At 64.9% G+C, this 21,022-nt stretch carries 25 protein-coding genes and 2 tRNA genes; 16 read left to right on the top strand and 11 right to left on the bottom strand.

Annotated features, from left to right (window positions below):
- Positions 1–412 precede the first annotated feature (412 nt).
- The gene (locus ACFE7U_RS06560; RefSeq protein WP_375408929.1) at positions 413–715 is read right to left on the bottom strand and encodes a hypothetical protein; all 303 of its coding nucleotides are present in this window, start codon (positions 713–715) and stop codon (positions 413–415) included.
- A 228-nt stretch (positions 716–943) separates the two neighbouring features.
- Between ACFE7U_RS06560 and ACFE7U_RS06565 the strand changes: the two genes are divergently transcribed.
- Entirely contained in the window at positions 944–1,105 is a 162-nt protein-coding gene (locus ACFE7U_RS06565) for a hypothetical protein (RefSeq protein ID WP_375408930.1), read from the top strand.
- Between the two features lie 42 nt (positions 1,106–1,147).
- Here the strand turns inward: ACFE7U_RS06565 and ACFE7U_RS06570 are convergent, their stop codons facing one another.
- Positions 1,148–1,345 carry a hypothetical protein gene (locus ACFE7U_RS06570; RefSeq protein ID WP_375408931.1) on the bottom strand — a complete coding sequence of 66 codons (198 nt, stop codon included), beginning with the start codon at positions 1,343–1,345 and terminating at the stop codon, positions 1,148–1,150.
- A 470-nt stretch (positions 1,346–1,815) separates the two neighbouring features.
- On the opposite strand from ACFE7U_RS06570, the gene ACFE7U_RS06575 reads away from it, so the two are divergent.
- The 3 genes from ACFE7U_RS06575 (at position 1,816) to ACFE7U_RS06585 (ending at position 3,105) form a co-directional block, all read left to right on the top strand.
- A complete protein-coding gene (locus ACFE7U_RS06575) occupies positions 1,816–2,103 on the top strand; it encodes a hypothetical protein (RefSeq protein WP_375408932.1) in 288 nt (95 codons plus the stop codon).
- A gap of 78 nt (positions 2,104–2,181) precedes the next feature.
- Complete coding sequence (locus ACFE7U_RS06580; protein ID WP_375408933.1) at positions 2,182–2,481, top strand: hypothetical protein; 300 nt, start codon at positions 2,182–2,184, stop codon at positions 2,479–2,481.
- Between the two features lie 228 nt (positions 2,482–2,709).
- Positions 2,710–3,105: an exopolysaccharide production protein YjbE gene (locus ACFE7U_RS06585; RefSeq protein WP_375408934.1), complete on the top strand. Its 396-nt coding sequence runs from the start codon at positions 2,710–2,712 to the stop codon at positions 3,103–3,105.
- Positions 3,106–3,170: 65 nt separating this feature from the next.
- Here ACFE7U_RS06585 and ACFE7U_RS06590 read toward each other — a convergent pair whose 3' ends face one another.
- Entirely contained in the window at positions 3,171–3,422 is a 252-nt protein-coding gene (locus tag ACFE7U_RS06590; protein WP_375408935.1) for a hypothetical protein, read from the bottom strand.
- 244 nt (positions 3,423–3,666) lie between these two features.
- Here ACFE7U_RS06590 and ACFE7U_RS06595 point away from each other — a divergent pair, with 244 nt between their 5' ends.
- Positions 3,667–5,457, top strand: coding sequence for a putative bifunctional diguanylate cyclase/phosphodiesterase (locus ACFE7U_RS06595; RefSeq protein ID WP_375408936.1), 1,791 nt, complete (start codon positions 3,667–3,669; stop codon positions 5,455–5,457).
- A 370-nt stretch (positions 5,458–5,827) separates the two neighbouring features.
- Here ACFE7U_RS06595 and ACFE7U_RS06600 read toward each other — a convergent pair whose 3' ends face one another.
- From ACFE7U_RS06600 to ACFE7U_RS06620, 5 genes are all read right to left on the bottom strand, one after another.
- Positions 5,828–6,133, bottom strand: coding sequence for a hypothetical protein (locus ACFE7U_RS06600; protein ID WP_375408937.1), 306 nt, complete (start codon positions 6,131–6,133; stop codon positions 5,828–5,830).
- Entirely contained in the window at positions 6,130–6,774 is a 645-nt protein-coding gene (locus ACFE7U_RS06605; RefSeq protein ID WP_375408938.1) for an AAA family ATPase, read from the bottom strand. The genes ACFE7U_RS06600 and ACFE7U_RS06605 overlap by 4 nt, the downstream gene beginning before the upstream one ends.
- Before the next feature lie 398 nt (positions 6,775–7,172).
- Positions 7,173–7,262, bottom strand: a tRNA-Ser gene (locus ACFE7U_RS06610).
- Positions 7,263–7,340: 78 nt separating this feature from the next.
- On the bottom strand, positions 7,341–8,498 hold the full coding sequence (locus ACFE7U_RS06615; protein WP_375408939.1) for a tyrosine-type recombinase/integrase: 1,158 nt from the start codon (positions 8,496–8,498) through the stop codon (positions 7,341–7,343).
- Positions 8,495–9,016, bottom strand: coding sequence for a hypothetical protein (locus tag ACFE7U_RS06620; protein ID WP_375408940.1), 522 nt, complete (start codon positions 9,014–9,016; stop codon positions 8,495–8,497). The genes ACFE7U_RS06615 and ACFE7U_RS06620 overlap by 4 nt, the downstream gene beginning before the upstream one ends.
- A gap of 119 nt (positions 9,017–9,135) precedes the next feature.
- On the opposite strand from ACFE7U_RS06620, the gene ACFE7U_RS06625 reads away from it, so the two are divergent.
- From ACFE7U_RS06625 to ACFE7U_RS06635, 3 genes are all read left to right on the top strand, one after another.
- Positions 9,136–9,348: a helix-turn-helix domain-containing protein gene (locus ACFE7U_RS06625; protein ID WP_375408941.1), complete on the top strand. Its 213-nt coding sequence runs from the start codon at positions 9,136–9,138 to the stop codon at positions 9,346–9,348.
- 196 nt (positions 9,349–9,544) lie between these two features.
- Entirely contained in the window at positions 9,545–9,922 is a 378-nt protein-coding gene (locus ACFE7U_RS06630; RefSeq protein ID WP_375408942.1) for a hypothetical protein, read from the top strand.
- Positions 9,923–10,035: 113 nt separating this feature from the next.
- A complete protein-coding gene (locus ACFE7U_RS06635) occupies positions 10,036–11,859 on the top strand; it encodes an AAA family ATPase (protein ID WP_375408943.1) in 1,824 nt (607 codons plus the stop codon).
- Between the two features lie 176 nt (positions 11,860–12,035).
- Here ACFE7U_RS06635 and ACFE7U_RS06640 read toward each other — a convergent pair whose 3' ends face one another.
- The gene (locus ACFE7U_RS06640; RefSeq protein WP_375408944.1) at positions 12,036–12,260 is read right to left on the bottom strand and encodes a hypothetical protein; all 225 of its coding nucleotides are present in this window, start codon (positions 12,258–12,260) and stop codon (positions 12,036–12,038) included.
- Between the two features lie 908 nt (positions 12,261–13,168).
- On the opposite strand from ACFE7U_RS06640, the gene ACFE7U_RS06645 reads away from it, so the two are divergent.
- From ACFE7U_RS06645 to ACFE7U_RS06670, 6 genes are all read left to right on the top strand, one after another.
- Positions 13,169–13,375, top strand: coding sequence for a hypothetical protein (locus tag ACFE7U_RS06645; RefSeq protein ID WP_375408945.1), 207 nt, complete (start codon positions 13,169–13,171; stop codon positions 13,373–13,375).
- A complete protein-coding gene (locus ACFE7U_RS06650) occupies positions 13,372–13,761 on the top strand; it encodes a hypothetical protein (protein WP_375408946.1) in 390 nt (129 codons plus the stop codon). Before ACFE7U_RS06645 ends, ACFE7U_RS06650 begins: the two co-directional genes overlap by 4 nt.
- Positions 13,762–13,888: 127 nt before the next feature.
- Positions 13,889–14,647: a hypothetical protein gene (locus ACFE7U_RS06655; protein WP_375408947.1), complete on the top strand. Its 759-nt coding sequence runs from the start codon at positions 13,889–13,891 to the stop codon at positions 14,645–14,647.
- A gap of 155 nt (positions 14,648–14,802) precedes the next feature.
- A complete protein-coding gene (locus ACFE7U_RS06660) occupies positions 14,803–15,435 on the top strand; it encodes a hypothetical protein (RefSeq protein ID WP_375408948.1) in 633 nt (210 codons plus the stop codon).
- Positions 15,436–15,438: 3 nt separating this feature from the next.
- Positions 15,439–18,033, top strand: a complete 2,595-nt coding sequence (locus ACFE7U_RS06665) for a hypothetical protein (RefSeq protein WP_375408949.1) — start codon at positions 15,439–15,441, stop codon at positions 18,031–18,033.
- A 131-nt stretch (positions 18,034–18,164) separates the two neighbouring features.
- Positions 18,165–18,241, top strand: a tRNA-Ala gene (locus tag ACFE7U_RS06670).
- Positions 18,242–18,799: 558 nt separating this feature from the next.
- On the opposite strand, the gene ACFE7U_RS06675 is transcribed toward ACFE7U_RS06670, so the two are convergent.
- Positions 18,800–19,036 (bottom strand): hypothetical protein, encoded by a 237-nt coding sequence (locus ACFE7U_RS06675; protein WP_375408950.1) that lies wholly within the window; start codon positions 19,034–19,036, stop codon positions 18,800–18,802.
- A gap of 81 nt (positions 19,037–19,117) precedes the next feature.
- Here ACFE7U_RS06675 and ACFE7U_RS06680 point away from each other — a divergent pair, with 81 nt between their 5' ends.
- Positions 19,118–19,456, top strand: a complete 339-nt coding sequence (locus ACFE7U_RS06680; protein ID WP_375408951.1) for a hypothetical protein — start codon at positions 19,118–19,120, stop codon at positions 19,454–19,456.
- A 676-nt stretch (positions 19,457–20,132) separates the two neighbouring features.
- Here ACFE7U_RS06680 and ACFE7U_RS06685 read toward each other — a convergent pair.
- On the bottom strand, positions 20,133–20,516 hold the full coding sequence (locus ACFE7U_RS06685; RefSeq protein WP_375408952.1) for a hypothetical protein: 384 nt from the start codon (positions 20,514–20,516) through the stop codon (positions 20,133–20,135).
- A 336-nt stretch (positions 20,517–20,852) separates the two neighbouring features.
- Between ACFE7U_RS06685 and ACFE7U_RS06690 the strand changes: the two genes are divergently transcribed.
- Complete coding sequence (locus ACFE7U_RS06690) at positions 20,853–21,017, top strand: transposase (protein ID WP_375408953.1); 165 nt, start codon at positions 20,853–20,855, stop codon at positions 21,015–21,017.
- Positions 21,018–21,022: the final 5 nt, after the last annotated feature.

Consider the following 21,022-nt stretch of genomic DNA (forward strand, 5'->3'; position numbering starts at 1 on the left):
CCTCCGCCGCCCAGAGCGGCGTGATGATCTCCGCCACGGGCCGGTCGGGCTTCGGAAACGCGGAAGCCGGCAGGCCAGGCGGCCCGACCGCCTCGGCGGCGAAGGCGGGAAGAGCGAAGAGGCTGGCACAGAGGCCGGCAACAGCGATGAGACGGATCATGACCTGACAACCATCGATCCAGGGGATCGGTGCCTGTACGCGCAGGAACGCGTCGACAACCTGGCCTTCGACGCCACGGAGGCACGAAAAAGCCCGCCCGGTCCTTCGACCGGGCGGGCTCTTATCAATCGCCGGCACCACGGACACCTTTCCGGCTGAGCACACACGTCAGGGTTCCCTCGCGCTCTCGGCCATCGACAAGGAGGTTCCTGCGTGAGAATCGCGTCAGACGTCCTCGATGCCGGCCGTTCGTCAGCAGCTCAGGCGCCGACGCTCGCGCCGGCCGAAGGTGCGATAATGGACCGAGCCGGATTCCATCTGGCCGTTGTTGACGGCGCGGCGGACATCGGGATTGCAGCGCAGGTACTCGCGCTCGTCGAACCCGTAGTCACGGTCCCTGGACCCGCCGCGATCTCGAGACCCGTAATCACGGTCTCTGGACCCATAATCGCGCTCGCCATATCCGTAATCGGGGCCGCCCCGTTGGGCCGTGGCCGGGGCCATCGCGCCCATCAAGCCGAGACCTACGGCCGCCATCGCAACAAGCGCTTTCATGTCGTGTGTTCTCCTCGTCGGGGGCTGGGAACGCGCTGAAAGGGAATTGGTTCGGTCGTCCCTATCACAAATGCGCACGATCATTCCACGGCCTCACGGATCAGCTCGCGCCACGATGCAGTCGTTCCGGACCGGCTCGTCAGCGCAAGAGTACGGGCAACCCAATTGCTCACGATCATATGTCAAGGTTCGACATCAGGATCGCGAGGCGCCCGACGGAGTCAGCCTGTGCCCGACAGCCTGCGACCCGTGGCGCTGTCAGTGTCGGTCTTCGAGGCCATGGAAGCGATCGTCGTGCGCTTCGTCGCGCCCGACGGTCGAGAGATCGTCCTTCTGGTCTCGCGGGACGCCGTGGCGGGCCTCAGGACCCACCTTTCGTCGCTCGGGTGAGATCCAGATCATCCGGCCCTCGGCTCGCCGGTTTCGGCGGCCTCAGACCTCGCCTTCTCCCGGCTTTCCGGGTTGGACGCCCTTCGAGGGATCGGGGTTCTCCGACTTCTTCAGCGTGGGACCCGACGTTCCCTTGCCGGGATGCCCGGTCAGTTCGTCGATATTGCCGAGGGCTCCACCTTCCTTCGTCGAGCCCGCATTGGGAACGTCCTTGTCGCCCGGCTTGATCGGCTCTCGCATCGCGTCCTCCTGTTGGTTGTCATGTTGATTGTTATGCCAACTTGAATACCCGATGGACGTTCCGGATACGGGTTCGAGTATCCCGATCGGGGAGGGCGGATGATGCGGCGACGCCCGAAGACCTTTCGCTGACCAAGACCTTCCGCCGACCAAGACCTTCCGCCGACCAAGAGCTTGCGCTGTGACGGCATGGCTCGGCCACGACGATCTGTTGACCCCGGTGCCTGTTCACCTGGGTGAATGTGCGCTTCGCGGGGCCTGCCATCATCGACGTGTCGAGATTTCTCCTCGATGCGGTCGCGTCGGCGGCATGCGATCCCCGTCCTGAGGCGGATCCCAGCGCAGTTCATGTTCCCCGGCTGACCCTGCGGATGCGCGGGCTTTTTGTTCGCGCCTCCGCCTTCGCGTAAGGCGAGGATCCCGATGATGGACCTCGGTTTCAGGGACCAGAAGAACGGAGCAGCATCCCGATGTCCGACGACACGCAAAAGCTCGGGCTCCTCGTCAACCTCTACGAACTTGCGATCACCCGGTTGTTCGACACGGTCCCCGGTGGGCGCGAGGCCAAGCGCCTGTTCGTCGAGGATGTCCGCCAGGTCCTGGACAGGACCAACGAACTCCAGCCGCATTCGCCGGCTGCGGCGACCTATGAGGCGCTGCTGCGCCGCCTCGGCGCGACCGGTCCCGACGATGCCCCAGGCCTCGATGTCGTTCCCACACCAGAGCAGGGCCTGCCGCCGGCCGGTTCGGGAGTGTAAGGTCAGGGTCCCGCGTGTGGACCTCGGTGCGAACGCCCGCAACGGGCCGCGCTTCCAGCGCGAAGACGGGAGACATCCATGCAGGAAACACCCGATGCGGACCATGCGGCCCGCACCATCGCGGAGAACGTCTATTCCGCCTTCACGACCCAGGCGGCGGCCTTCATCCATCCCGCAAAGGCGCAGATCCTGCTGACGCGCCTCGTCGAGGGGATCAGGCCCGAGATCGCCTCGTCGCCGGACGCGGTCGTGGCGGCCGCGAACAGGGTGCTGGAGGCTTGGGAGCAGGCCAACGACGAGGTGCGCGGGCCTCGTGTGGCATCGCTCGATCCCACCGGCGGTTCCGTCGCGATGACGCTGCCTCGACGGCTGGTGTGATTCCGATCGCGGGAGCATGGCAGCGGCTCGCATGGACGAGCCGTCCCTCCTTCGCGCACGTGGGACCGATCCAGGATCCTCGTCTTGCGACAATCCTCGTCCCGCTGAGCCGACGGCCTCAGTCGAGAGCGGCCAGCGGACCAGACGGCGCGATTGCCGCTTTGTCCCGGAACCGGTCGTTCACGGGCAGAATTATACTTCTCGGTAACAACCTTGGAGGAACGCCCCGTGAAACTTTCAATGATTGCCAGTGCCGCCGCCATCCTCGCGCTGACGGCGGGGACGTCCCTCGCGGCGCCCTGCAACACCGGCTCCACGAAGGGAACGAGCCCGGAGCAGCAAACTTCGAATGACAAGAGTTCGAGTGCCGACAAGGGCAGCAAGAACCTGGCTGGCGGGCAGCAGCCTGCGTCGCCCGGCACCGTCGGCGCCATGAACAACGTCGGCGCCAACCAGGGCCTCGGCGACAAGCAGGGCGCCGGCACCACGGCCGGAAAGGGCAACGAAGACCCCGCCAGCAAGAACCTAGCCGGTGGGCAGCAGCCTGCGTCTCCCGGAACGGTGGGCGCCATGAACAAGGCCGGCGCAGACCAATCTGTCGGCAAGAAAGGCGACGATTGCTGATGGCCTGACCTGATCGGCACCCTAAGGACCGCCCGCCCGGCATCTGCCGCGGCGGGCTTTCTTCTTCAGCCGCCCAGACTCTCGGCGAAATCCTCCGGCACCTCGCCGAACTGCCCCAGGATCGTGACGCCTTCGAGCTCTCCGGTCTCGTCGTCGGCCACCACCTTGAGCGCCGCCGTACCGGGCATGCGGCCGGCCATGGCCTGAGCCTTCTTGAGGGCTCCGCTCTCGGTCGGCGAAACCTCGCGGTCGCCCGGAACCAGGCGCTTGCGCTTGAGCACGAAGGTCTGGACCACGAAGGTCGTCTTCATCGTCATGGTGGGAATCCTGGCGGACATTCTGGCAGGGCTGCTCGGGCCGGAGGGGGTGCGGTTACCACATCCCGAGCTCGACATGCGTGGATGGGGCACCGCCACCGGACGGCCGGCGCCGTGACGGTTGTTTAACCACGTCGGTCCACACTCGGTCCCGCAAGATATGGTCACGCGAAACCTGGTTCATGCGAGACTTGGGTTCATGCGAGACTTCGGTCATGCGAGACGATGACGGACACCCTCGACGATGCGCGACGATCCCGGGTCGGAGACCGCGCAAGGACCGTCGGGTGCGGTGCATCCTTCCGATAGTCCCGAGCTGCGGCGCCTGAACGAAGCCCTCGCGGTGCAGGCGGGCTCCCTCGCCCATGCCCGCAAGATTTTCGCGCGGGCATCGGAGGCGGCCCGCATCGGGGTCTGGGAATGCGCTCTCGACGGCGAGCACCTGACCTGGACCGACGTCGTCTACGACATCTTCGACCTGCCGCGTGGCTCCGTCCCCGACCGGGCCGCGACGCTGGCCTGCTACACGCCGGCATCGCGAACCGTCCTCGACGACGTCCGCAGCCGGGCGATCCGCGAGGGGGGCGGCTTCACCCTCGATGCCGAGATCGTCACCCGCAAGGGCAACCGGCGCTGGATCCGACTCACCGCCACCGTCGAGCGCGAAGCCGGGGCGGCCGTACGCATCTTCGGGATGAAGCAGGACATCACCGAGGAGAAGATCCTGGCGGACCGGACCCGCTACCTTGCCGAGTTCGACGCCTTGACCGGGCTCGCCAACCGCGCGCGCTTCCAGGCCCGGCTCGCACAATGGGACGAGGCGGGCCCCGAGCCGGGTCGCGGCGGCGCTCTTCTCCTCGTCGACCTCGACGGGTTCAAGCAGGTCAACGACACGTACGGGCATCCGGCCGGCGATCGATGCCTGCGCGAGATGGCCTCGCGACTGCTCGGCCTGTGTGCCGGGACCGACCTCGTCGCACGGATCGGCGGCGACGAGTTCGCCGTGCTCATGACGACCGACCGGCCCGCGGCCGAGGAGGTGGCGGGCCGGATCGTCGCGATCCTGGGCCGGCCGATCGAGGACGCGGAGCACGTGTTTCAGCTCGGCGCATCGGTGGGCATCGCCTTTCGCGCCGACGCGGAGCAGGGCAGCCTGTTCGCCAGGGCCGATACCGCCCTCTACGCCGCCAAGGCAGCGGGACGAAACACGTTCCGCACCTACGTGCCGACCATGATGCAGGTGGCCGAGCGCCGCCAGCAGGCCAATGCCCGCCTCAGGGCGGCCCTCGACGGCGGGACCCTCGACCTACGCTACGCGCCCCGCCGCCGCCTGGCCGATGGGCGCCCCTGCGGGTTCGTAGCCCTCCCGTCCTGGCCCGGCGCCGACGGCCGGCTCGCCGAGGATGCCGGAATGCTGGGGGCCCGCGAGGATCCGGCTCTGGCCCATCGCCTCGGCCTTCGGGTCCTGGAGACGGCTTTGGCCCAGGCGGCGTCCTGGATGCATGCCGGCTTCGATGTCGGCCATGTCTCGATCGCACGAGCGGCCGCTCCGCTGCGCCCGGCGGGCTTCGCCGAGATGCTGACGGGCCGCATCGCCGCGCATGGCCTGCGCCCCGGCATGATCGAGATCGAGATCTCCGAGACGATGCTGGTGAAGGGCGGACCCGGCGTCGCGAGCCTCATCGAGAGCCTGCGAGCGGGGGGCGTGCGCGTCGCGCTGGGAGATTTCGGCGCTGCGGGCGCCTCGTTGCAATCGTTGCGTGGGCACCATTTCGACGCCCTCGGCCTCGACGCGGCCTTCCAGCGCGACGGCCTCGCCCGCATGCATGACGAAGCGATCCTCGAAGCGGCAGTGCGCCTCGCCCGCCGTCTCGGCCTCGAGGTGACCGCGTCGGGGATCATGACCGCGGCCGATCGCGATCGCCTCTTCGCGATGGGCTGCACCGCCGGCGACGGCCCCTGGATCGGGGCACCCGTGCGGGCGGCGGAAGCTGGCGCGATCCTGCGGTCGATCCGGCGAAACAGGGTGGCTTGAGGGCGGGGCATCCCTCGGGGCGGCCCAAGCTCGGGAGACGTGCGATCGCGCCGCCCGGCAGGGGAGGGCGGCCCGCGCTCGACGATCCGCCCCAGAGACCTCAAAGGCAGCGCTTTCATGTCGTAGCGCTGTAACGCTCTAACGCTAACATGCTGTCATGCTTACAGGCTGTAACGGGACAGCGTTACGCGGTCACCGTCCGGCGCCAGCAATGCACGCATCGCCGGCTTCCCAAGGGCAAATCGGCGACGGGGTATCGGCGTCGTTCAGACCGGAGCCGGAGCACCAGCGCGAAGTCCACGCTGTCGACTGCTTCCGTGACAGGCTCTCCGCCTTCCTCGCGCCGCGCGGTTCGGCGCGACGCACCTCGCTAGGTCTTCTGACGCCGGCCCGCCTTCAAGGCCTCGACGGAGGGATGCCCGTGCTTGAGCAGGGCTGCGTCAATCCCTTCCATGATGACGTCGTGCACCTTCACGTCACGCGCGAACGCGATCTCTCGCAATCGTCGGTGGACCTCCCGCGGCAGGTAGAGGGAGGTATGGACCACCTCGGGGCGCGCACGCTGAGCCGGGGCCTTGGGTGCATCCGGCGGCTCGGGTACGGAACCGGCCACACCCTGCGACGACGGAGTTCCCTGCAGGTTGAGACCGCCAATGATCGAGGGTCGCTTGCTCACGTCTTGGTCCCCTTCATCTTGCGGTCCGTCCAGGCCCACAGCGCCCGCACTTCCTCGGCGGCCTTTCCGCCACGGGCGAATTCCGTGACGCCTTGCCCTGCCGCGAGCGCATCCTGATGGTCCGCCCGCTGGGTCAGTGCCGGTTTCGCCAGCACGCCGAACATGCCGAGGCCGTTGGCGGCCTCGATTCCGCGCGAGCTGCGGCCAGCGGGGCATTGGTTCAGGACGAACGCGAAACGATCGCGCATCCCGAACCGCATCAGTGTCTCGATGGTCGGCATCGTCGCCTGGAGATCGAGGCGGGACGGCCTGGCCGGGATCAGGGCCAGAGTCGCGGCCTGCATCGCGAGGTTGCCTCCCGTCGAGGCGACGCCGGCCGTGTCGAGGATGGCCAGCGTGAAACCCTGCGTCTCGAGCGCCGCCAGGATCGCCGTGAGGTCGCCGAGCCGGTCCGGCCCGAGGCGATCGACGGCAGGGGAGTCGGCGTCCCGCATGTCACCCCAGGCCGCCAGGGAGCCCTGCGGATCGAGATCGAGGGCGATCACCCGTTCGCCACTCTCGGCCGCGGCGACGGCGAGAGAAGCCGCGAGGGTCGTCTTGCCGGTGCCGCCCTTCTGGGTGACGAGGGTCAAGGTTCGCATGGCCATCCGATCCGCAGGGGTATTGTCGTGCTAGAGCATGAAAGCGTCACAGTCGTAAAGCGCCACAGCGCTACGCTTGAAGAGCGCCGTAGCGCTACAGTTGAGAAGCTTTACAGCGTGACAGGCGTACAATGCTTTAAACTTGTAGCGCTAGGGTGCTGCGATGATGCGCGTGCGCTCGGCTATCCCCCATACCCGATGGTGGTGGCCTGCCGGGGAGCGAGAGGGTCAGGGCTAGGGCGATCCACCAGCCGAACGGCTCACGGATCGGCATACCGAACGCCGAGTTCGCGCGATGCGGCCTTGGCTAGCGAACAGGACGGATCTCGTCGGCGGTGAATTGTCGGCGGGCCGCCGAAACGGCCGATCCGGGATTCCTCTTCGGGATCAAGCCGTTCTGGCGGAAGGGGTGGGATTCGAACCCACGGTGGAGTTGCCCCCACGGCGGTTTTCAAGACCGCTGCCTTAAACCACTCGGCCACCCTTCCAAACCTTTGCAGAAGCTTGGTTATTTGCTTCTGCCCGAGCTACGGGCAACCGCCCGTTGCTACCGATTTGCTACCATTTCATCCGGCGGCCTTGTCTATGGCTGCTCGCATGGCAGCGTCAACCTTGGCAGCCGCGTCTTCCTGCATTCCTGGAAGGACGTGGGAGTAGAGGTCCAGCGTGATCGCGATGCTGGAGTGCCCCAATCGCTCCTGAGCGATCTTCGGGTGGATACCACTCGCGAGAAGCTGTGTCGCGTGGCTGTGCCTGAGATCGTGGAAGCGCACACGGGGCAGGGCGGTCGACAGCGCCAGGATCCGGGTGAACTCGTGGGTGAGGCTGTTCGGCTGGATGGGCAGACCGTCAGCCTGGGCGAAAACGTGGGTGTCGTCCGCGAGGCGTATCCCGAGCCGCAGAAGCTCCTCGGCCTGCCGGAGGCGGTGCAGACGCAGCTCCTCGGCCACGATCGAGGGGAGGGCGACTCGGCGCGATCGGCCGCTCTTGGTCTCCTTCGCCCGGGTGCCCTTATGGGTCTGTTCCGTGCTCTCGACGATCGCGAGCTGCGCACCGGCGAAGTCGACAGATCGCCAGCGCAGCGCCGTCACCTCGCCACGACGCAATCCGCAGAGAGCAGCCAGCAGGATCGGAATGAACATGCGTGTCGGTCGGAAGTGCGCCAGCAGCAGTGCGGTCTCGTGCGCATCGAGCGCGTGCATCTTCTGCCGCTCGACCTTCGGAGCGCCCACGACGTCGGCGGGGTTGCGAACGAGGATCCGCCACTTCACGGCCTGGCCGAGCGCCTGCCTCAAGATGCGGTGCATGTGGTGGACGGTGCGGGGCGCCAGGCCGCCTGTGCCGTCGCGGCGCCCGCTGACCAACGCCTTCGCATAAGCCGCCGAGATCTGCTCAGGCCGCAGCTGCGTGAGCACGACGCCGCCCAGAAGCGGAGCAAGGTTCTTTTTGGCGAGCTCGCTGTAGCGCTCGTGGCTACGTGGGGAGACCTGCGAACGCATGTGGTCGAGCCACCGGTCGAGGAACTTGCCAACCGTCTCCTTGCCAGGCTCGACGTAGTCGCCGCCCTGAAGCTGCGTGATGAGCCGCGCCGATTCCTTCTGCGCCTCGCGCTTCGTGCCGGCGAACGAGTGCCACTTCCGCTTGCGCTTGCCTGTCTCCGGATCGGGAATGTCGAGGATAATGGCCCAGCGGCCGGGCGAGCGCTCGCGGATGTGGCCTTTCATAAGTCACCGCCTTCTATGAAATCTTTGGTTGGCTTCAGGCGAGGTAGAATGCGCATATCCCGTGCGGCAAATATTTTAGCAGCTTCTTCGCGAGACTTCCCAGCAGGAGAGACAGAAGCTCTTTTGCCGATCGACGCCCATTCGTCGAGTTCATTCCTAACGAAGACTTTGAAATTTTCGACCGTCTCAAAAGCAGTTAATTTAAAAACTTCTACCGCCTCATCATTCTCGTACCAAGCAGATCCATAAGAATTTTCAATTTGCGCGGCACTTGCGGCCAGTGACCGTGCAATTGTGAAAATGTCACTCCCCCATTCTTGCTTAGTATGATTTTGAACCGCAAGCGACGCCTCTAGACGGGCCTCTATCTCTTCAGAAACAGATCTGCCGTGCCTTCCCGCTGATATTTCAAGATCAGCGCGAAGTTCGTCGCGGAGCCGAACGGCCACAGGGCGACGCAGCCGCACTGCATCAGGTTTAGCAGGGCGCCCACGACGTACCGTTTCGGCTTTTCGCATCACCGTCATTCTCCTGGATGGCATTTTCGTATCGTAGATCGTCGTTACGGTCATTGACAAGCCCGCACGTGCCGTCCATTTTCGTAACGGCATATATCATTTCAAAAAAGGAGTTTGGTATGAAACCGGTGAGTTCGGAGCGGACAGGCGCGAGGACGATTAGCATCGAAGAGGCGGCCACTTGGCTGGGGATCAGCCGCAATGGCGCCTACGAGGCCGCCAAGCGCGGCGAGATTCCGACAATCAAGATTGGGAGGCTGCTGAAGGTGCCGGTGGCACCGTTCGAACGACTGCTGGACCAGCCCACGCTCTCCCCGGAAGGGGGTGTTTGAGCCATGAGAAAACCCGCTCATCGCAGCGGGGCGACGGCGGGTCTTTCGAATGCTTTCCGGCAAGTCAGCGCCGAGAGATATGCGCCAGATCAATTGCCCCGGCAAGATCTCTACCTAGCCATCCGCTTCGGACTTTCTCCCTCAACCGCTGCGCTCGTCGCCGAGCTCGCGGGGCTCGGCCCGCGGGAGGCTCGCCATGGGTGAGTCCCCCCAAGCAGCCAGTGTCCGCATCCTAGCGCTCCAGCCCGCTATCGACCTCGTCATCGAGGCCGATCGTCGGTTCTTTCTCCGCCGCCCCTATCGCTCCTACCGGCTGCGCCTCGCCTCTCGCGAGGAGTTGGCCGAGGCTGAAATCTGCTGCGGCATCACCGAACTGGTTCCGCAAGGCTATCGCGCCTTCGTCGCCGTCAAACACGTCAGTGGCGGCATCGGCCGGGCCATCGGTTTCGCACCAGAGGGTACCGACACGGACGTCATCGAGGCGTCGGCTCGCCAGTACTACGCTTGGCTCTTGACCCATTGCGACGCGACGCTCCGGCGGCTCGCAGGGCACTCCATCAAGGCGCGTCCGTGAGCACCGCGCCTTCCCACCTCGACCCAAGAGCGGTGGCTCAGGCACTTGGCGGTGAAGCCTCTGGCAATCGCGTCTCGGCCCCTGGGCCAGGGCACGGCCGCAAGGACCGCTCGATGTCGATCCTGATCGACCCAGCAGCGCCTGATGGCTTCGTCGTCAACTCCTTCGCAGGTGACGATCCGATCCGCTGCAAGGACCACGTTCGGGAACGGGTCAATCTGCCCGAATGGAAGCCGGAGGCGAGGCCGGCTGCCGCGCAAGCTGTGCGCCCACGCGTCGCCGCTGAGTACGTCTATCGCCAAGCCGACGGCACGCCGTACCTGCGGGTTCAGCGGAGGGAGCCAAAGGGCTTCCCCCAATCGCATTGGGATGGCCAACGCTGGAGTTGGAGGAAGCCGGCCGGACCGAAGATCCCCTATCGCCTGCCCGAGATGCTTGGCGCCGTTCACGACACGGTTTTCGTGGTCGAGGGAGAGAAGGACGCCGACGCGCTCACATCCCTTGGGTTTGTCGCCACGACGAACTCAGAAGGGGCCGGAAAATGGACCGCTGACCTGAACCAATGGTTCGAGGGCAAAGCCGTCTATGTCCTGGCCGACAACGACGAGGCAGGCCGCAATCACGCCAGCGAGGTCGCTCGCAACCTCTACGGCATCGCGGACGAGGTACGCGTGGTCGAGCTGCCCGGCCTGCTGACCAAGGGGGACGTGTCCGACTGGCTCGGTGCCGGCAACGATCCGAGCGAGCTGGTGGACATCGCCCGCGCCGCGTCGCTCTGGACGCCTGATGAGGTGAAGACCGATCCGGACCAGGCGCCGGAAGCCTCGATCGCAGCGACGCCGTTCCTCTGGATCAGCCCGTTCCTGATCCCGCCGCGCCAATGGGTTTACGGGCACCACTACGTTCGCCAGTTCCTGAGCGTCACGGTTGCGCCGGGTGGCGTCGGCAAGTCCTCGCTGGGAATCGTGGAGGCCCTGGCGATGGCCAGCGGCAAGCCCCTCCTAGGCATCCAGCCGGCCGAGCGGGCACGGGTCTGGCTCTGGAATGGGGAGGACCCCCTTCAGGAGCTGCAACGCCGGGTGATGGCGGCGGCGCAGCACTACGGTCTGACGCCTCAGGACATAGAGGGCTCGCTGTTCCTCGACTCCGGCAGAACCACCGAGATCGTCGTGGCCGAGCAGACCAGGACCGGCATCGTCATCAGCGCGCCCGTCCGGGAGGCCCTGCTACACACCATCCAGGCGAACAGCATCGACGTGGTGATGATCGACCCGTTCGTGTCCTCGCACCGGGTGACGGAGAACGACAACAACGCCATCGACCGGGTGGCAAAGCTCTGGAGCGGGATCGCGGACGAGACGAACAGCGCCATCGACCTCGTGCACCATGCTCGAAAGACCGGTGGCGCCGAGGTGACGATGGAGGATGGGCGCGGCGCCGTAGCCCTTCTGTCGGCTGCTCGCTCCGGACGCGTGCTGAACTCCATGACCCCAGAAGAGGCCGCAAAATGGGGCGTCGAGGCCCCGCGCCTCCACTTCCGCATCGACAACGGAAAGGCGAACCTAGCGCCACCGCCGGACAAGGCGACCTGGCACCGGCTCGCGTCGGTCATGCTGGGCAACGGCGACAACGTTGCGGTGGTGACCTCGTGGACGATCCCCGATCCGTTTGATGGGGTGACACCTTCGGACCTGCGCGCCGCACAGGGCGAAGTAAATACTGGATCCTGGCGCCAGGACCCTCAAGCCCGCGACTGGGTTGGACAGCCCATCGCAAGAGCTCTCAAGCTCAACATCGATAATCAGAGCGACAAGGCAAAGCTGAAAGGCTTGCTCCGCATCTGGATTGAGAACGGCGCCTTCTGTGTCGCGGAGGGAAAGGACGAAAAAGGTCGGCCTCGGAAGTTTGTGGAGGTCGGCGAATGGGCCACCGATTGAAGCTCTCCACCACCTCAAAAGGTGGGGTGGAGAAGGTGGAGAAGCATCCCCGCAATCTCCACCCCCACCACCACCCTATAGGGGTGTGGGGGGTGGTGGAGGTGAAGCGCTGCACACCTTGTGGGGTGGAGATAATCGTTCCCGCGGGGTCCCTTCAAAGAAGCCGCCACGTCACCTCAGCACAGCTCTCCGGTCTTAACCTTCAGGTGCTGTTCGACCTTGCTGATCACCGAGCAGGGGTCATGGCCGCGCTCCTTCGCGAGCAGCAGCAGATCGGTCATGAGATCGACGACCTCACCGGGTGGAGGGGCACTGCCCCATCTGCGGCTTGCTCCCTCGGCATGCAGGTATGCGTCGAGGGCGATTTGGGCGAGTTCGGCTCGTTGCTTGGACGTGGCCATGGGCGTTCTCCTGAACCGCCTGGCCATGATTATTCTGGCCAGTTCGGCCGTGTGAGAATCGTCAACTTGCGAAGTCTCTCAACGTTGCCGACTGCCGCTCGGTCAGGTGAGGCCCGGCCATGACTGAGGTGCCCCGCTGCCTCATCCCATATGACCGCCGTGAGGCCCTGACCCTGCAACAGGCCGCCGGCATCGCCGGTCGCAGCACCGAGACGATCCGACGGTGGTGTGAGGCAGAAGGGGTTGGTCGTCGGGTTGGCGGGCGTTGGGCTGTCTCGCACCCGGCACTCCTGATGTGGCTCGACGCCGATGTCGATGCACTGAGCGCCTACCTGACAGGCAGCCGATCTGAGCGACGCGTCGCGGACTACTTCGACCGCGCTGGGCTGATGTTAGGACGAAGATCGTCCCGGTCTATCTGACCTGGTATCTGCCCCGCCATCTCGGGCGCTTCAGGTGGGTGCCGAGTTCGGGAAGATGCGATGGCAGGTTTTCCTGCACCTCAATGGACACTGGGACGCCGGGCTTCAGCTTGTAGCCCTTCTTCTTATAGCCCTTCTGCTTCGGGCGGGGGCTCGGCTTCCATCCCGCGGCGAGCGAGAACCCACTGAACATCAGTAGGCAAAACAGGCCTGTCGCGACCCCTCCCCAGGATGGGGTCGGTTCAGTCATCATCAGGATCGCACCAGCTAGCGCAAAAGCCGCTGCGATGATCCGTGGAACATTGAAACTGGCTATCACCAGATCAGCTTGGGCTGAGGCGATTGCTAATTGGTGAAGGTGGTTTGTCTCTTCTGACCTATCGACCCATTTCGCACAAAACCCACACACTCCACGAACCTGTGTAGCCTCTCGCTCCCTTTGTCAGGCACGGTCAGAGCACCCCGAGCCCTGCGGAGGAGCCCGCTGTGCAGACCGTCACCCGTTCCATGACCTTCCCCGAGATGGTCCGCTTCCGGACCGAGCGGGGCATCGCCGACGCGATCAACGCTGCTGCCCGCCAGCACCGGACCTCGACCGCCGAGTACCTGCGCCGGGCTCTGCGCGAGAAGCTGGAGGCCGATGGTGTGAGCCTGCCGCCGCTCGACACGATCGCCATGAGGAACGCAGCATGAGCACGACCCAGACGGCGCAGCTCCAACGGAGCAGGGCGAAGGTCGAAGGCACCTACATCAGCGAAGGTACGCACCCGCACGTTTTCGCTGCCTACCCGGCGCTGCGCGAGCGGGCTGCCGAGGGCGGTGGCATGGTGCTGATGAGCGCCGCCACCCTCACGGAGTTCGAGCGGCAAAGCGGTCCAAAGCCTTCCGGCTCGTCCAGTCCGCCGAGCTCGTCACGATCGTCGTCCAGCGGCTGCGACCCTGAGATCACCAAGACCTTCAGTCCAGCCGCGCTCGATCAGATGCGAGGCGGGCCGCCGAAAACCGAGATGTCCGCTGCCGACCTCGACGCGCACTTCGAACGATCCCGCGCCGCACGCGCCGCACGTCGGCGCCACTAAGCTCCCCGGGGGTACCTCAGACGGCATCGCAGCCTGCCGGATAACGGGAATTCAGCCTTCGTCCCCCGGCGGTGTGATCATCGGTCAAGGCTGAAGTGGCTGCATCCTCAAATCCAGAAGGCCCACGATGACCGCATCCCTCTCCCGCCTGGTCCCTCGCCGCAACTCCGACAATGCCATGCCGATCCGCACGAGCGACCATGTTCGGTCGGACATCGCCGCTTCCGAGCAGGAGGCTCAGGACGCCATCGCCGAGGGCCTGCGGCTCAACAGTCAAACGAGAGCCATCCTCCTGTCCGGAGACGACGGGGCGCACGAGCGGCACGAGACCGACATGGCCCGGCTGCGTAGGATCGTGGCCCGGTGCGAGGCTCGGCAGGAAGAGCTCGGCGCCGAGCTGCAGGCCATCGAGGCCCGCGAGGTGGAAGAAGCCAAGGGCGATCTCAGGGCGCAGGCGGAAGCTGCGGTGGCGGCCGTGCTGGCGAAGGTCGGTGAGGGCTACACCAAGCCCGCCGAGACGATCGCGGCCTTCCTTGCTGAGTGGATCGAGGCCGAGCGGCTGGCGCGCGAGGCAGGCGTGGCCGGCCCCGATGCAGCGCACCGACACCGTCCTGGCGAGGGCGAACCGGCTTACGAGGAGCCGTTCACAGCCTACGTCGACGAGAACGGCAACGCGACACAGAACCCGCATCCATACCGGAATGACGGTATGATTGATCGGACGCGAGAGCGGGAGCGGCAGACCTTCTACCGCACTGTTCCCGCAAAGGTCTCCTGCTACCCGACATCTCTCCCGAAGCTGTCGAGTACCGTCAACCTGCCGCGCTACGCTGACCAGGGCGAACACCACCGGGCCGAGAAGCCCGTCGCGAACCGGTGGTCGTGAGCGCGGGATGATGATCGCGAGCATCCCCATCGTGAAATCGATCCTGATGGGTCCTTGGAATGGGTGCCCACCTTCCAAGGGTCCGCACGAGTTCGACACCTCGCTAGGGATGGGTTCGCAAAACCACTTAACACCTGTTCGGCGCGAGGCGGTCCATGACCATTACGACTAAGGCTGCACTTGCCGACGAGCTCGGCGTTACTCGCCCTCGCGTCTCGCAATACGTGAAGGCCGGCATGCCTGTACGCGCGGACGGGAAGTTAAATCGCGATGAGGCTCTTAACTGGCTTAACCGCAACACGGTCGGCTTAACCGGTGAAGACAAGGGATCGACGCGGGCACAGCGCCTCGTGAAGGACCGCCGACCGGCCAAGCGCGCCGCAGCACCGCAGATTGATCCTGCCGAGATGGCGGTCGACCTACTCTCGGCCGTATTGCGCCAGCTCGCCCCCTATGTGGCTGGAGCCGCGATCGACGCCGGCTGCCCGATGCAGGCCGCCTATCACGTCGACATGGCAACCAGCGTCGCCGTCTCGACGATCGGCGAACGGTTCCTAGCCGAACGTGGTGTCGAGCCCTTCGCGAGCGGAGGCGGCGACATCCTGGAGAGCCTTGGTCTGACGGCCGCCGAGCCCGATTGGCAGAAGCTGGCAGTCCGAGCCGGCGAGCCGCACGACGAGGATGCCTGGAGCAAGTTCAGCGCGAGGCTGCCGCTGAACGTCTTGAACGAGCCCGGCGGACGGCTGGCTTCCGACGATGTGATCCCGAACTACCCAGGGGAAGCCTGACCGATGTCTGAGCAAGACTCCCTTCGCCTCGTCGCCGAGGTGGTCGACAAGTTTTCCAGTCCTCTAAAGGCGTTGCGGGCGCAGCTCCAGGGCATGTCCAGGGATGGCGCCTCGCACAGCGAGGTCGTCGCCAAGGGCCTGAACCGCGTCGAGAGCGCTGCGAAGAGTGCCGGCCAGACCGCCAGCACGGTGCTGAACCCGGCGCTCGCCGCGATTGGCATCACCGGTCTCGGTGTCGTGGCCGCGATGACGGGTGTTGGCAGCGCGATGCGCTCGCTTGGCGGCTCGGTGTCCGCACTCGCCACCCTGGGCCGCGAGACCGGCGTCTCGGCCGAGAACCTGCGCGTCCTGCAGAGCGTCATGGGTAAATTCGGCATCGAGGCCGACGCCAGCGCGGGCGCGATCAAGAACTTCGCTCAGAACATGCGGCTGGCCAAGGATGGCATCGGCCCGATCATGGAGTTCCTGCGCACGCAGGGCAAAACGACCGAGGGGCGGGCATACTTCAACCAGCTGGCCGACAGCCTCAAGAATTCGAAGGACAACGGCGAAGCGCTGATGAAGGCGCTGGAAGGCCTGGAGCACATCCAGGACCCGGCCGGGCGCATGACCTACGCGCAGCAGATCTTCGGCAACGCGGATATCGGACGCCTCGGCGACCAGCACCTCGGACGCCTGCGCGACGTCATCGAGAAGCAGCGCAAGCTGCTTGGGCCGCTCAGCGAGGGCACGGTCAAGGCCGCCGAGGACTTCGACCGGGCCATGTCGGCGCTCAGCACGACGATGCAGAAGCTCGGCACGGCCATCGCCACCGAGGCGATGCCGTACCTGTCTGAGTTCGTGAAGGGCATTCAGGGTCTCGTCGACGGCGGGCGCCAGGATGTGACTGGCCAGCTTCGTGAGAGTGTCCGCGCCATTGGTGAGGCCCTACGCGAGATTGATTGGACGAAAGCTGGGAAGGACGCGGGCGAGTTCCTGAATGGCGTCACCGATGGTGCTAAAGCGTTAGTTGAGGCTGTCAAAGAGGTCGCTACCATCCTGCGCTCGCTCAACGAGGGCAAGTACATGGACGCTCTGCGCGGGGCCGACGGCGCCCGCGGTCCGCTCGCTCGCCGCCTCGCTCCCAAAGTCGGCGACGACGAGGTCGCTGCGCAGGAAAAGATCGACAGCATCAAGAAGGAAGCTGATCTCACCCGGTCCATCACGGGCAGGCCCGCCGCGCCAATGGCAGCCGAACTTCAGGGGCGGCTGTCGCAGGCCGAGGCCGAACTTCAGGCGCTGCGAGACCGCTCGCCCGAGCAGCGGCAGCGCGCGCTTGCCGAGGCACCGCTGCAGGATCGTATCACCGGCATCCAGCGCCAGCTTCAGAACTTCGATGCGATGTCGGCGGGAGGCACCGCCAGTGCGATCGCAACCAAGCGCGCCGAGGATCTTCGCCGAGAGATGGGCAAGCTTACCGATGAACTGCGCCGCTTGCGCGATGCAATGCCGGAGAAAAAGCCCGGAGAGGCTACTGTCGACAAGATGTCGGCGGAGGGTAACGGCCTTTTCCCAGGCGCCCGTATCCAGACGGCGGGATACGGCGGTGGCGGTGGAGCCATCGGCAGCATGGGCCGCGTAGGCAACATGCTCGCGCGGCGTGGTGGCGGCATCTACCTGCCTGAGGGCGGTGGAGGCGGCCAGGGCGGTATCCCTCGGATCAGCCCGCGCCCCGGTGGTCCTGGGGAGCAGGTCGGACGGGCGTTGCGCGGCGAGGCTCCGGAGAGCGCACCAACCGATCGCGGGATGCTTGATCTAATTGCGAAGGCCGAGGGCACCACCAAGCGCGGTTACGATGACAGCTTCGCGCATCAGCTTAAGGGCACCCTGACAGACAAGTCCCTGGGCGAGATTGAGCAAATCCAGCGCGGCATGCGCGGCTCGTCAGCGATCGGGAAATACCAATTCATGCGCAACACCCTGTTCGGCAGTCGTGGGCGCCCGGGGTTGGTGGATCAGTTGGGCATTGATCGCGATGAAAGGTTCACGCCAGCGCTACAAGACCGTATGGCGAACGCGCTAATCGAAAGACGCTACAAGGAGGCCCAACGAAATCATGCCCGACAGGGCGGCGATTTCATGAGCCACTTCAGGACTTCGCTGGCACGCGAGTGGGCGAGCTTTCCTGGCGATTATGGCCAGAAAGGTATCAACGGCGGAATGTACTCTGGTCAGCGTGCCAGCGTCGGTCGCGACCGCCTGACAGGCGCGGCACGACGGTGGCTTGATGGAAGGGAGGGTCGTACCGCAAAGGCCGGACCGCGTGAAACGGCCGACGGCGAAGGGTTCGCGGCTCGACAAAGGGCGATGCGCGACTTCAACTCGTCGACTTCAGCCATCCCAGGGCTAGGGTCCGATGGGGGCCGCTCCATGCTTCAGAAGGCGCTCAAGGGTCCGATAGGCGGTGGGTTTCGCGGCGATGTTAATGGCAGTGTTCAGGTCCATGTCGCGAAGCCAGGCCCGGACACGAGGGTCAGCACCTCGGCGAGCGGAAACCTATTCCGGGACGTGAAACTGAACGGCGGGAAGACGATGGCCGAGGCGAGCCAGGAGAACTAGCGGGGGTAGGCGAAGACGGCAGCGAGAGCGGCCGAGCAAAGATCAAATAAAGAATGTCACGGAAAGCCACTGGTAACGCTGCCAAGATCTCACTCGGAACAGAAAAACCCATGGCTTCTTGAAGGACGCATGGGCCGGTGGGGGAGTGGTCACCCGGGAGCCGCGCAAGGCTTCAGGCGCTCGGTTCGAGTCCGAGCCTGGCCCTCCATCCGCCTGTGAGCCCCTACGAACCACTGTTACGATCGCCGGCTATCCCATCACAGGACTGCGCGCACCGGCGCGCGTCTTGCCGATGTCCCTGGGTCTACAGGCTCAGGGCGACGAGATGATCGAATTGCAGGACGAGTCTGTTCCGTAGCGAGACGCAAATGCCTGGAAAGAATGGTCGGCAGTGGCGGCAGTCTTCTTCGGAGTAGCGACCACCATCGCATCGTGCGCGATCATCGCAGGCTCGACGTGGGAGCTGGTTGGCTGGCTTTGGTAGACGGCGGCCTAGCCGGCGGAACCGCTCCGCAACAGTTACGCTTGCGTCAATCGACTACAATCCGTCAGAAGGCCGGATGAACGACAACTCACAGCCGACTGGCCTACGTCGCCTCTTCCGCCGCGGACTAGCCTATGCCCGGATCGGCATTTGGATGGTGGCCGAACTCAATCCGTGGCGTCGGCGGTATGGGAGGCGGCGCTAAAAGACGCTGACCGGACTTGGGCAAGCCGGCTGTTAGATCCCGACAAACCGAAAAAGTCTCAAGGCCGGCGTTTCGCTCTATAGGGCTCGCGCGAGCCCAGGCGCCAGCCCGATGGCTTGGGCCGTGACTTGCGACAGTCGGGCATCAGTAAGTTCGACAACAGCGTCTTCCTTCACGACGCCCTTGACCAACTGCAGGCCACTCTCAGCGTCATCGGCGATGATGGCGTAGAACAGCGTGAGAAATCCGCTCGGCATGGATTCATCCGCGAGAGCGGCCTTCACAATATAGGCGCTTTGGTAGGGATCGGACATCGGTTGGGCCGCCGCTGCTGTTCCTGGAAGCAGAACTCTCTTCAGGCAGGAACGGTGCCATCGAATGGGGCGCGGTCAGTCGTGCCAAGACAGTTCAGGCGCCCGCACGGCCTCGTAGAAAACGAATGCGCAGGCGATGAGGTATGTGAGGAAGAGAAGGGCAAGGCGCATGCCCGAGAGGATACCCGCCGGAGTGCTGTTGTCGAGGTCAGCGTCGGCCGCTACAGCGCAGTTATGACCAATCTCGACACTCTCCTGGACCGCCTCAAGGCGCGCCAACGCGACCTCATCATGGAAGCGGCTCAATCCGATACCCTGCCGGCCGACAGCACACTCAAGCGGATCTCAGAACTTGAGAACGCCATCGCTGCAGTCGAGGCTGTGGCAGATGAGGAGGCGAAAGAGCCTCGCGCGCCGTGAGGCTCCGGGGCTGTCCAGACCAATAGCTCCGATGCCAATCGGTCTGCCCAGGCATATTTCTTGGTTAGCCACTCGTTAATGCCGTGATATGTGCGGTGCGAGATGGTGAACATGATGACTGACCCAGAAAATGACCCGCTTTGGTACGACCGGGTCGATCCCGAACCAGAACCTGGGCCGTTGATCTGGCTTGCTGCTATAGCCTTTGCATGGGCACAGGGGCTCTATCGTAGCCCCGAACGGGCCTTTCAGCCTTGCCAGTCCAAGCTCGCACGTCAGCGGTGCGCGTGATGAGCAATCCCCCAGCTCGAAGACGGCGCATTCCTTTGCTGGCATGGTGCATCTTGGCCGCCGTGCTGATCATCGTAGTGGGATGGATCGCATTTCTGGGCTGGACGGCAGAGAAGCTCATTTGAGCACGTGAAGGTCCAAACGGGTCTCTGGGCACTACCAACGAAAGCGCCCCGCCCCGGCGAACCGGGCGGGGCTGAAGTGGAGCCAATAGGGTATTGTGACGAGCAACCCGCGCCAGCGGGATTGGTTCACGCCTTCCTCAGCTGCACGCCCGCCCCTCGCCATTGTGCTCGATGAAGATGATACCGGCGCTACGTGGCGTCCACGAAAAGCCCCGTGAGCCGTGAGGCTGCGGGGCTGATAGCGTTCGCAGGCAATGGCCCTACCTCCGCAGTGAGGTCCAGGAGCTGTCTTCATCAGACCGTCTGACGATCCGCCTCCCACGGGCATCATCATCGTCAGCCGCAAGGACGCCAGCCAACACGCGTTCCGGCGTCGTATAGACGATCCGGAACTTTTTCGGCATCGGACCGCAGCCGATGCAGACCGCATAATCCCAGCGTTTCCAGATGCGGGTATTGTGCTCGTCCACCGACCGCTGTCTGGCTTGACCGACTTCGATCAGACGTTTGACCTCCGCGGCTTTCTCATCGCTCGTTGCTCCGGGGACCTCGGACTGAGCGGGGCGTGGTTGGGGCTTTCCCTGCGCCAGAACGGGTGCTGCGTGTGCGCAAAGCGCGATGACCAATGACGCGACAATGCGCATATGAGGCTCCTGAGATTTCAGTGAGCACTCCCCTCGACGCGTTAACTACGCCGTGCTTCGCGGGAAAGTTTCAAAGCCAGCAAGGTGCGTTCACACTTGAGACTACGTCGCGCACGAGGCAGCCTTGCGGCGAGCCGGGCGAGACCTTCGCTCACCAGACAACCATCGCCATTTGCGTGGCAATTCAGGACAGGTCGACCGGCACGTACATTGCCGACACGTCGAAGCGTGGCTATCTCCTGTTTCATAGTGGTCAGGCCACCCGCTCGAGATCTGACGTCATTGGACTTGCCTCGCAAAAGTGGAGAGCTCTTTCCGTGAAGGAGGAGGTCTCCGATGGCAGAACCCAAGAAGCAGTTCACCCCTGAGTTTCGCGCGGAGGCGGTCCGGCTCACCCAGACGAGTGGCCGTTCCCACCGCGAGATCGCCGCTGATCTCGGGGTTGGACGCTCGACCTGTAGCGCGACAATCAGGATGGTGACGGCGCGACAATCAAGATGAGGCAC

Source organism: uncultured Methylobacterium sp., assembly GCF_964251405.1.
Classification (GTDB): domain Bacteria; phylum Pseudomonadota; class Alphaproteobacteria; order Rhizobiales; family Beijerinckiaceae; genus Methylobacterium.

Excerpts from the sequence above, each read along its gene's own strand:
- ACFE7U_RS06570 (WP_375408931.1), bottom strand. The coding sequence starts at position 1,345 with ATGCGAGAGCCGATCAAGCCGGGCGACAAGGACGTTCCCAATGCGGGC.
- ACFE7U_RS06660 (WP_375408948.1), top strand. The coding sequence starts at position 14,803 with ATGACCATTACGACTAAGGCTGCACTTGCCGACGAGCTCGGCGTTACT.
- ACFE7U_RS06575 (WP_375408932.1), top strand. The coding sequence starts at position 1,816 with ATGTCCGACGACACGCAAAAGCTCGGGCTCCTCGTCAACCTCTACGAA.
- ACFE7U_RS06655 (WP_375408947.1), top strand. The coding sequence starts at position 13,889 with ATGACCGCATCCCTCTCCCGCCTGGTCCCTCGCCGCAACTCCGACAAT.
- ACFE7U_RS06615 (WP_375408939.1), bottom strand. The coding sequence starts at position 8,498 with ATGAAAGGCCACATCCGCGAGCGCTCGCCCGGCCGCTGGGCCATTATC.
- ACFE7U_RS06685 (WP_375408952.1), bottom strand. The coding sequence starts at position 20,516 with ATGCGCATTGTCGCGTCATTGGTCATCGCGCTTTGCGCACACGCAGCA.
- ACFE7U_RS06580 (WP_375408933.1), top strand. The coding sequence starts at position 2,182 with ATGCAGGAAACACCCGATGCGGACCATGCGGCCCGCACCATCGCGGAG.
- ACFE7U_RS06635 (WP_375408943.1), top strand. The coding sequence starts at position 10,036 with ATGTCGATCCTGATCGACCCAGCAGCGCCTGATGGCTTCGTCGTCAAC.
- ACFE7U_RS06675 (WP_375408950.1), bottom strand. The coding sequence starts at position 19,036 with ATGTCCGATCCCTACCAAAGCGCCTATATTGTGAAGGCCGCTCTCGCG.
- ACFE7U_RS06620 (WP_375408940.1), bottom strand. The coding sequence starts at position 9,016 with ATGCGAAAAGCCGAAACGGTACGTCGTGGGCGCCCTGCTAAACCTGAT.
- ACFE7U_RS06590 (WP_375408935.1), bottom strand. The coding sequence starts at position 3,422 with ATGACGATGAAGACGACCTTCGTGGTCCAGACCTTCGTGCTCAAGCGC.
- ACFE7U_RS06595 (WP_375408936.1), top strand. The coding sequence starts at position 3,667 with ATGCGCGACGATCCCGGGTCGGAGACCGCGCAAGGACCGTCGGGTGCG.
- ACFE7U_RS06625 (WP_375408941.1), top strand. The coding sequence starts at position 9,136 with ATGAAACCGGTGAGTTCGGAGCGGACAGGCGCGAGGACGATTAGCATC.
- ACFE7U_RS06560 (WP_375408929.1), bottom strand. The coding sequence starts at position 715 with ATGAAAGCGCTTGTTGCGATGGCGGCCGTAGGTCTCGGCTTGATGGGC.
- ACFE7U_RS06605 (WP_375408938.1), bottom strand. The coding sequence starts at position 6,774 with ATGCGAACCTTGACCCTCGTCACCCAGAAGGGCGGCACCGGCAAGACG.
- ACFE7U_RS06640 (WP_375408944.1), bottom strand. The coding sequence starts at position 12,260 with ATGGCCACGTCCAAGCAACGAGCCGAACTCGCCCAAATCGCCCTCGAC.
- ACFE7U_RS06690 (WP_375408953.1), top strand. The coding sequence starts at position 20,853 with ATGGCAGAACCCAAGAAGCAGTTCACCCCTGAGTTTCGCGCGGAGGCG.
- ACFE7U_RS06650 (WP_375408946.1), top strand. The coding sequence starts at position 13,372 with ATGAGCACGACCCAGACGGCGCAGCTCCAACGGAGCAGGGCGAAGGTC.
- ACFE7U_RS06630 (WP_375408942.1), top strand. The coding sequence starts at position 9,545 with ATGGGTGAGTCCCCCCAAGCAGCCAGTGTCCGCATCCTAGCGCTCCAG.
- ACFE7U_RS06665 (WP_375408949.1), top strand. The coding sequence starts at position 15,439 with ATGTCTGAGCAAGACTCCCTTCGCCTCGTCGCCGAGGTGGTCGACAAG.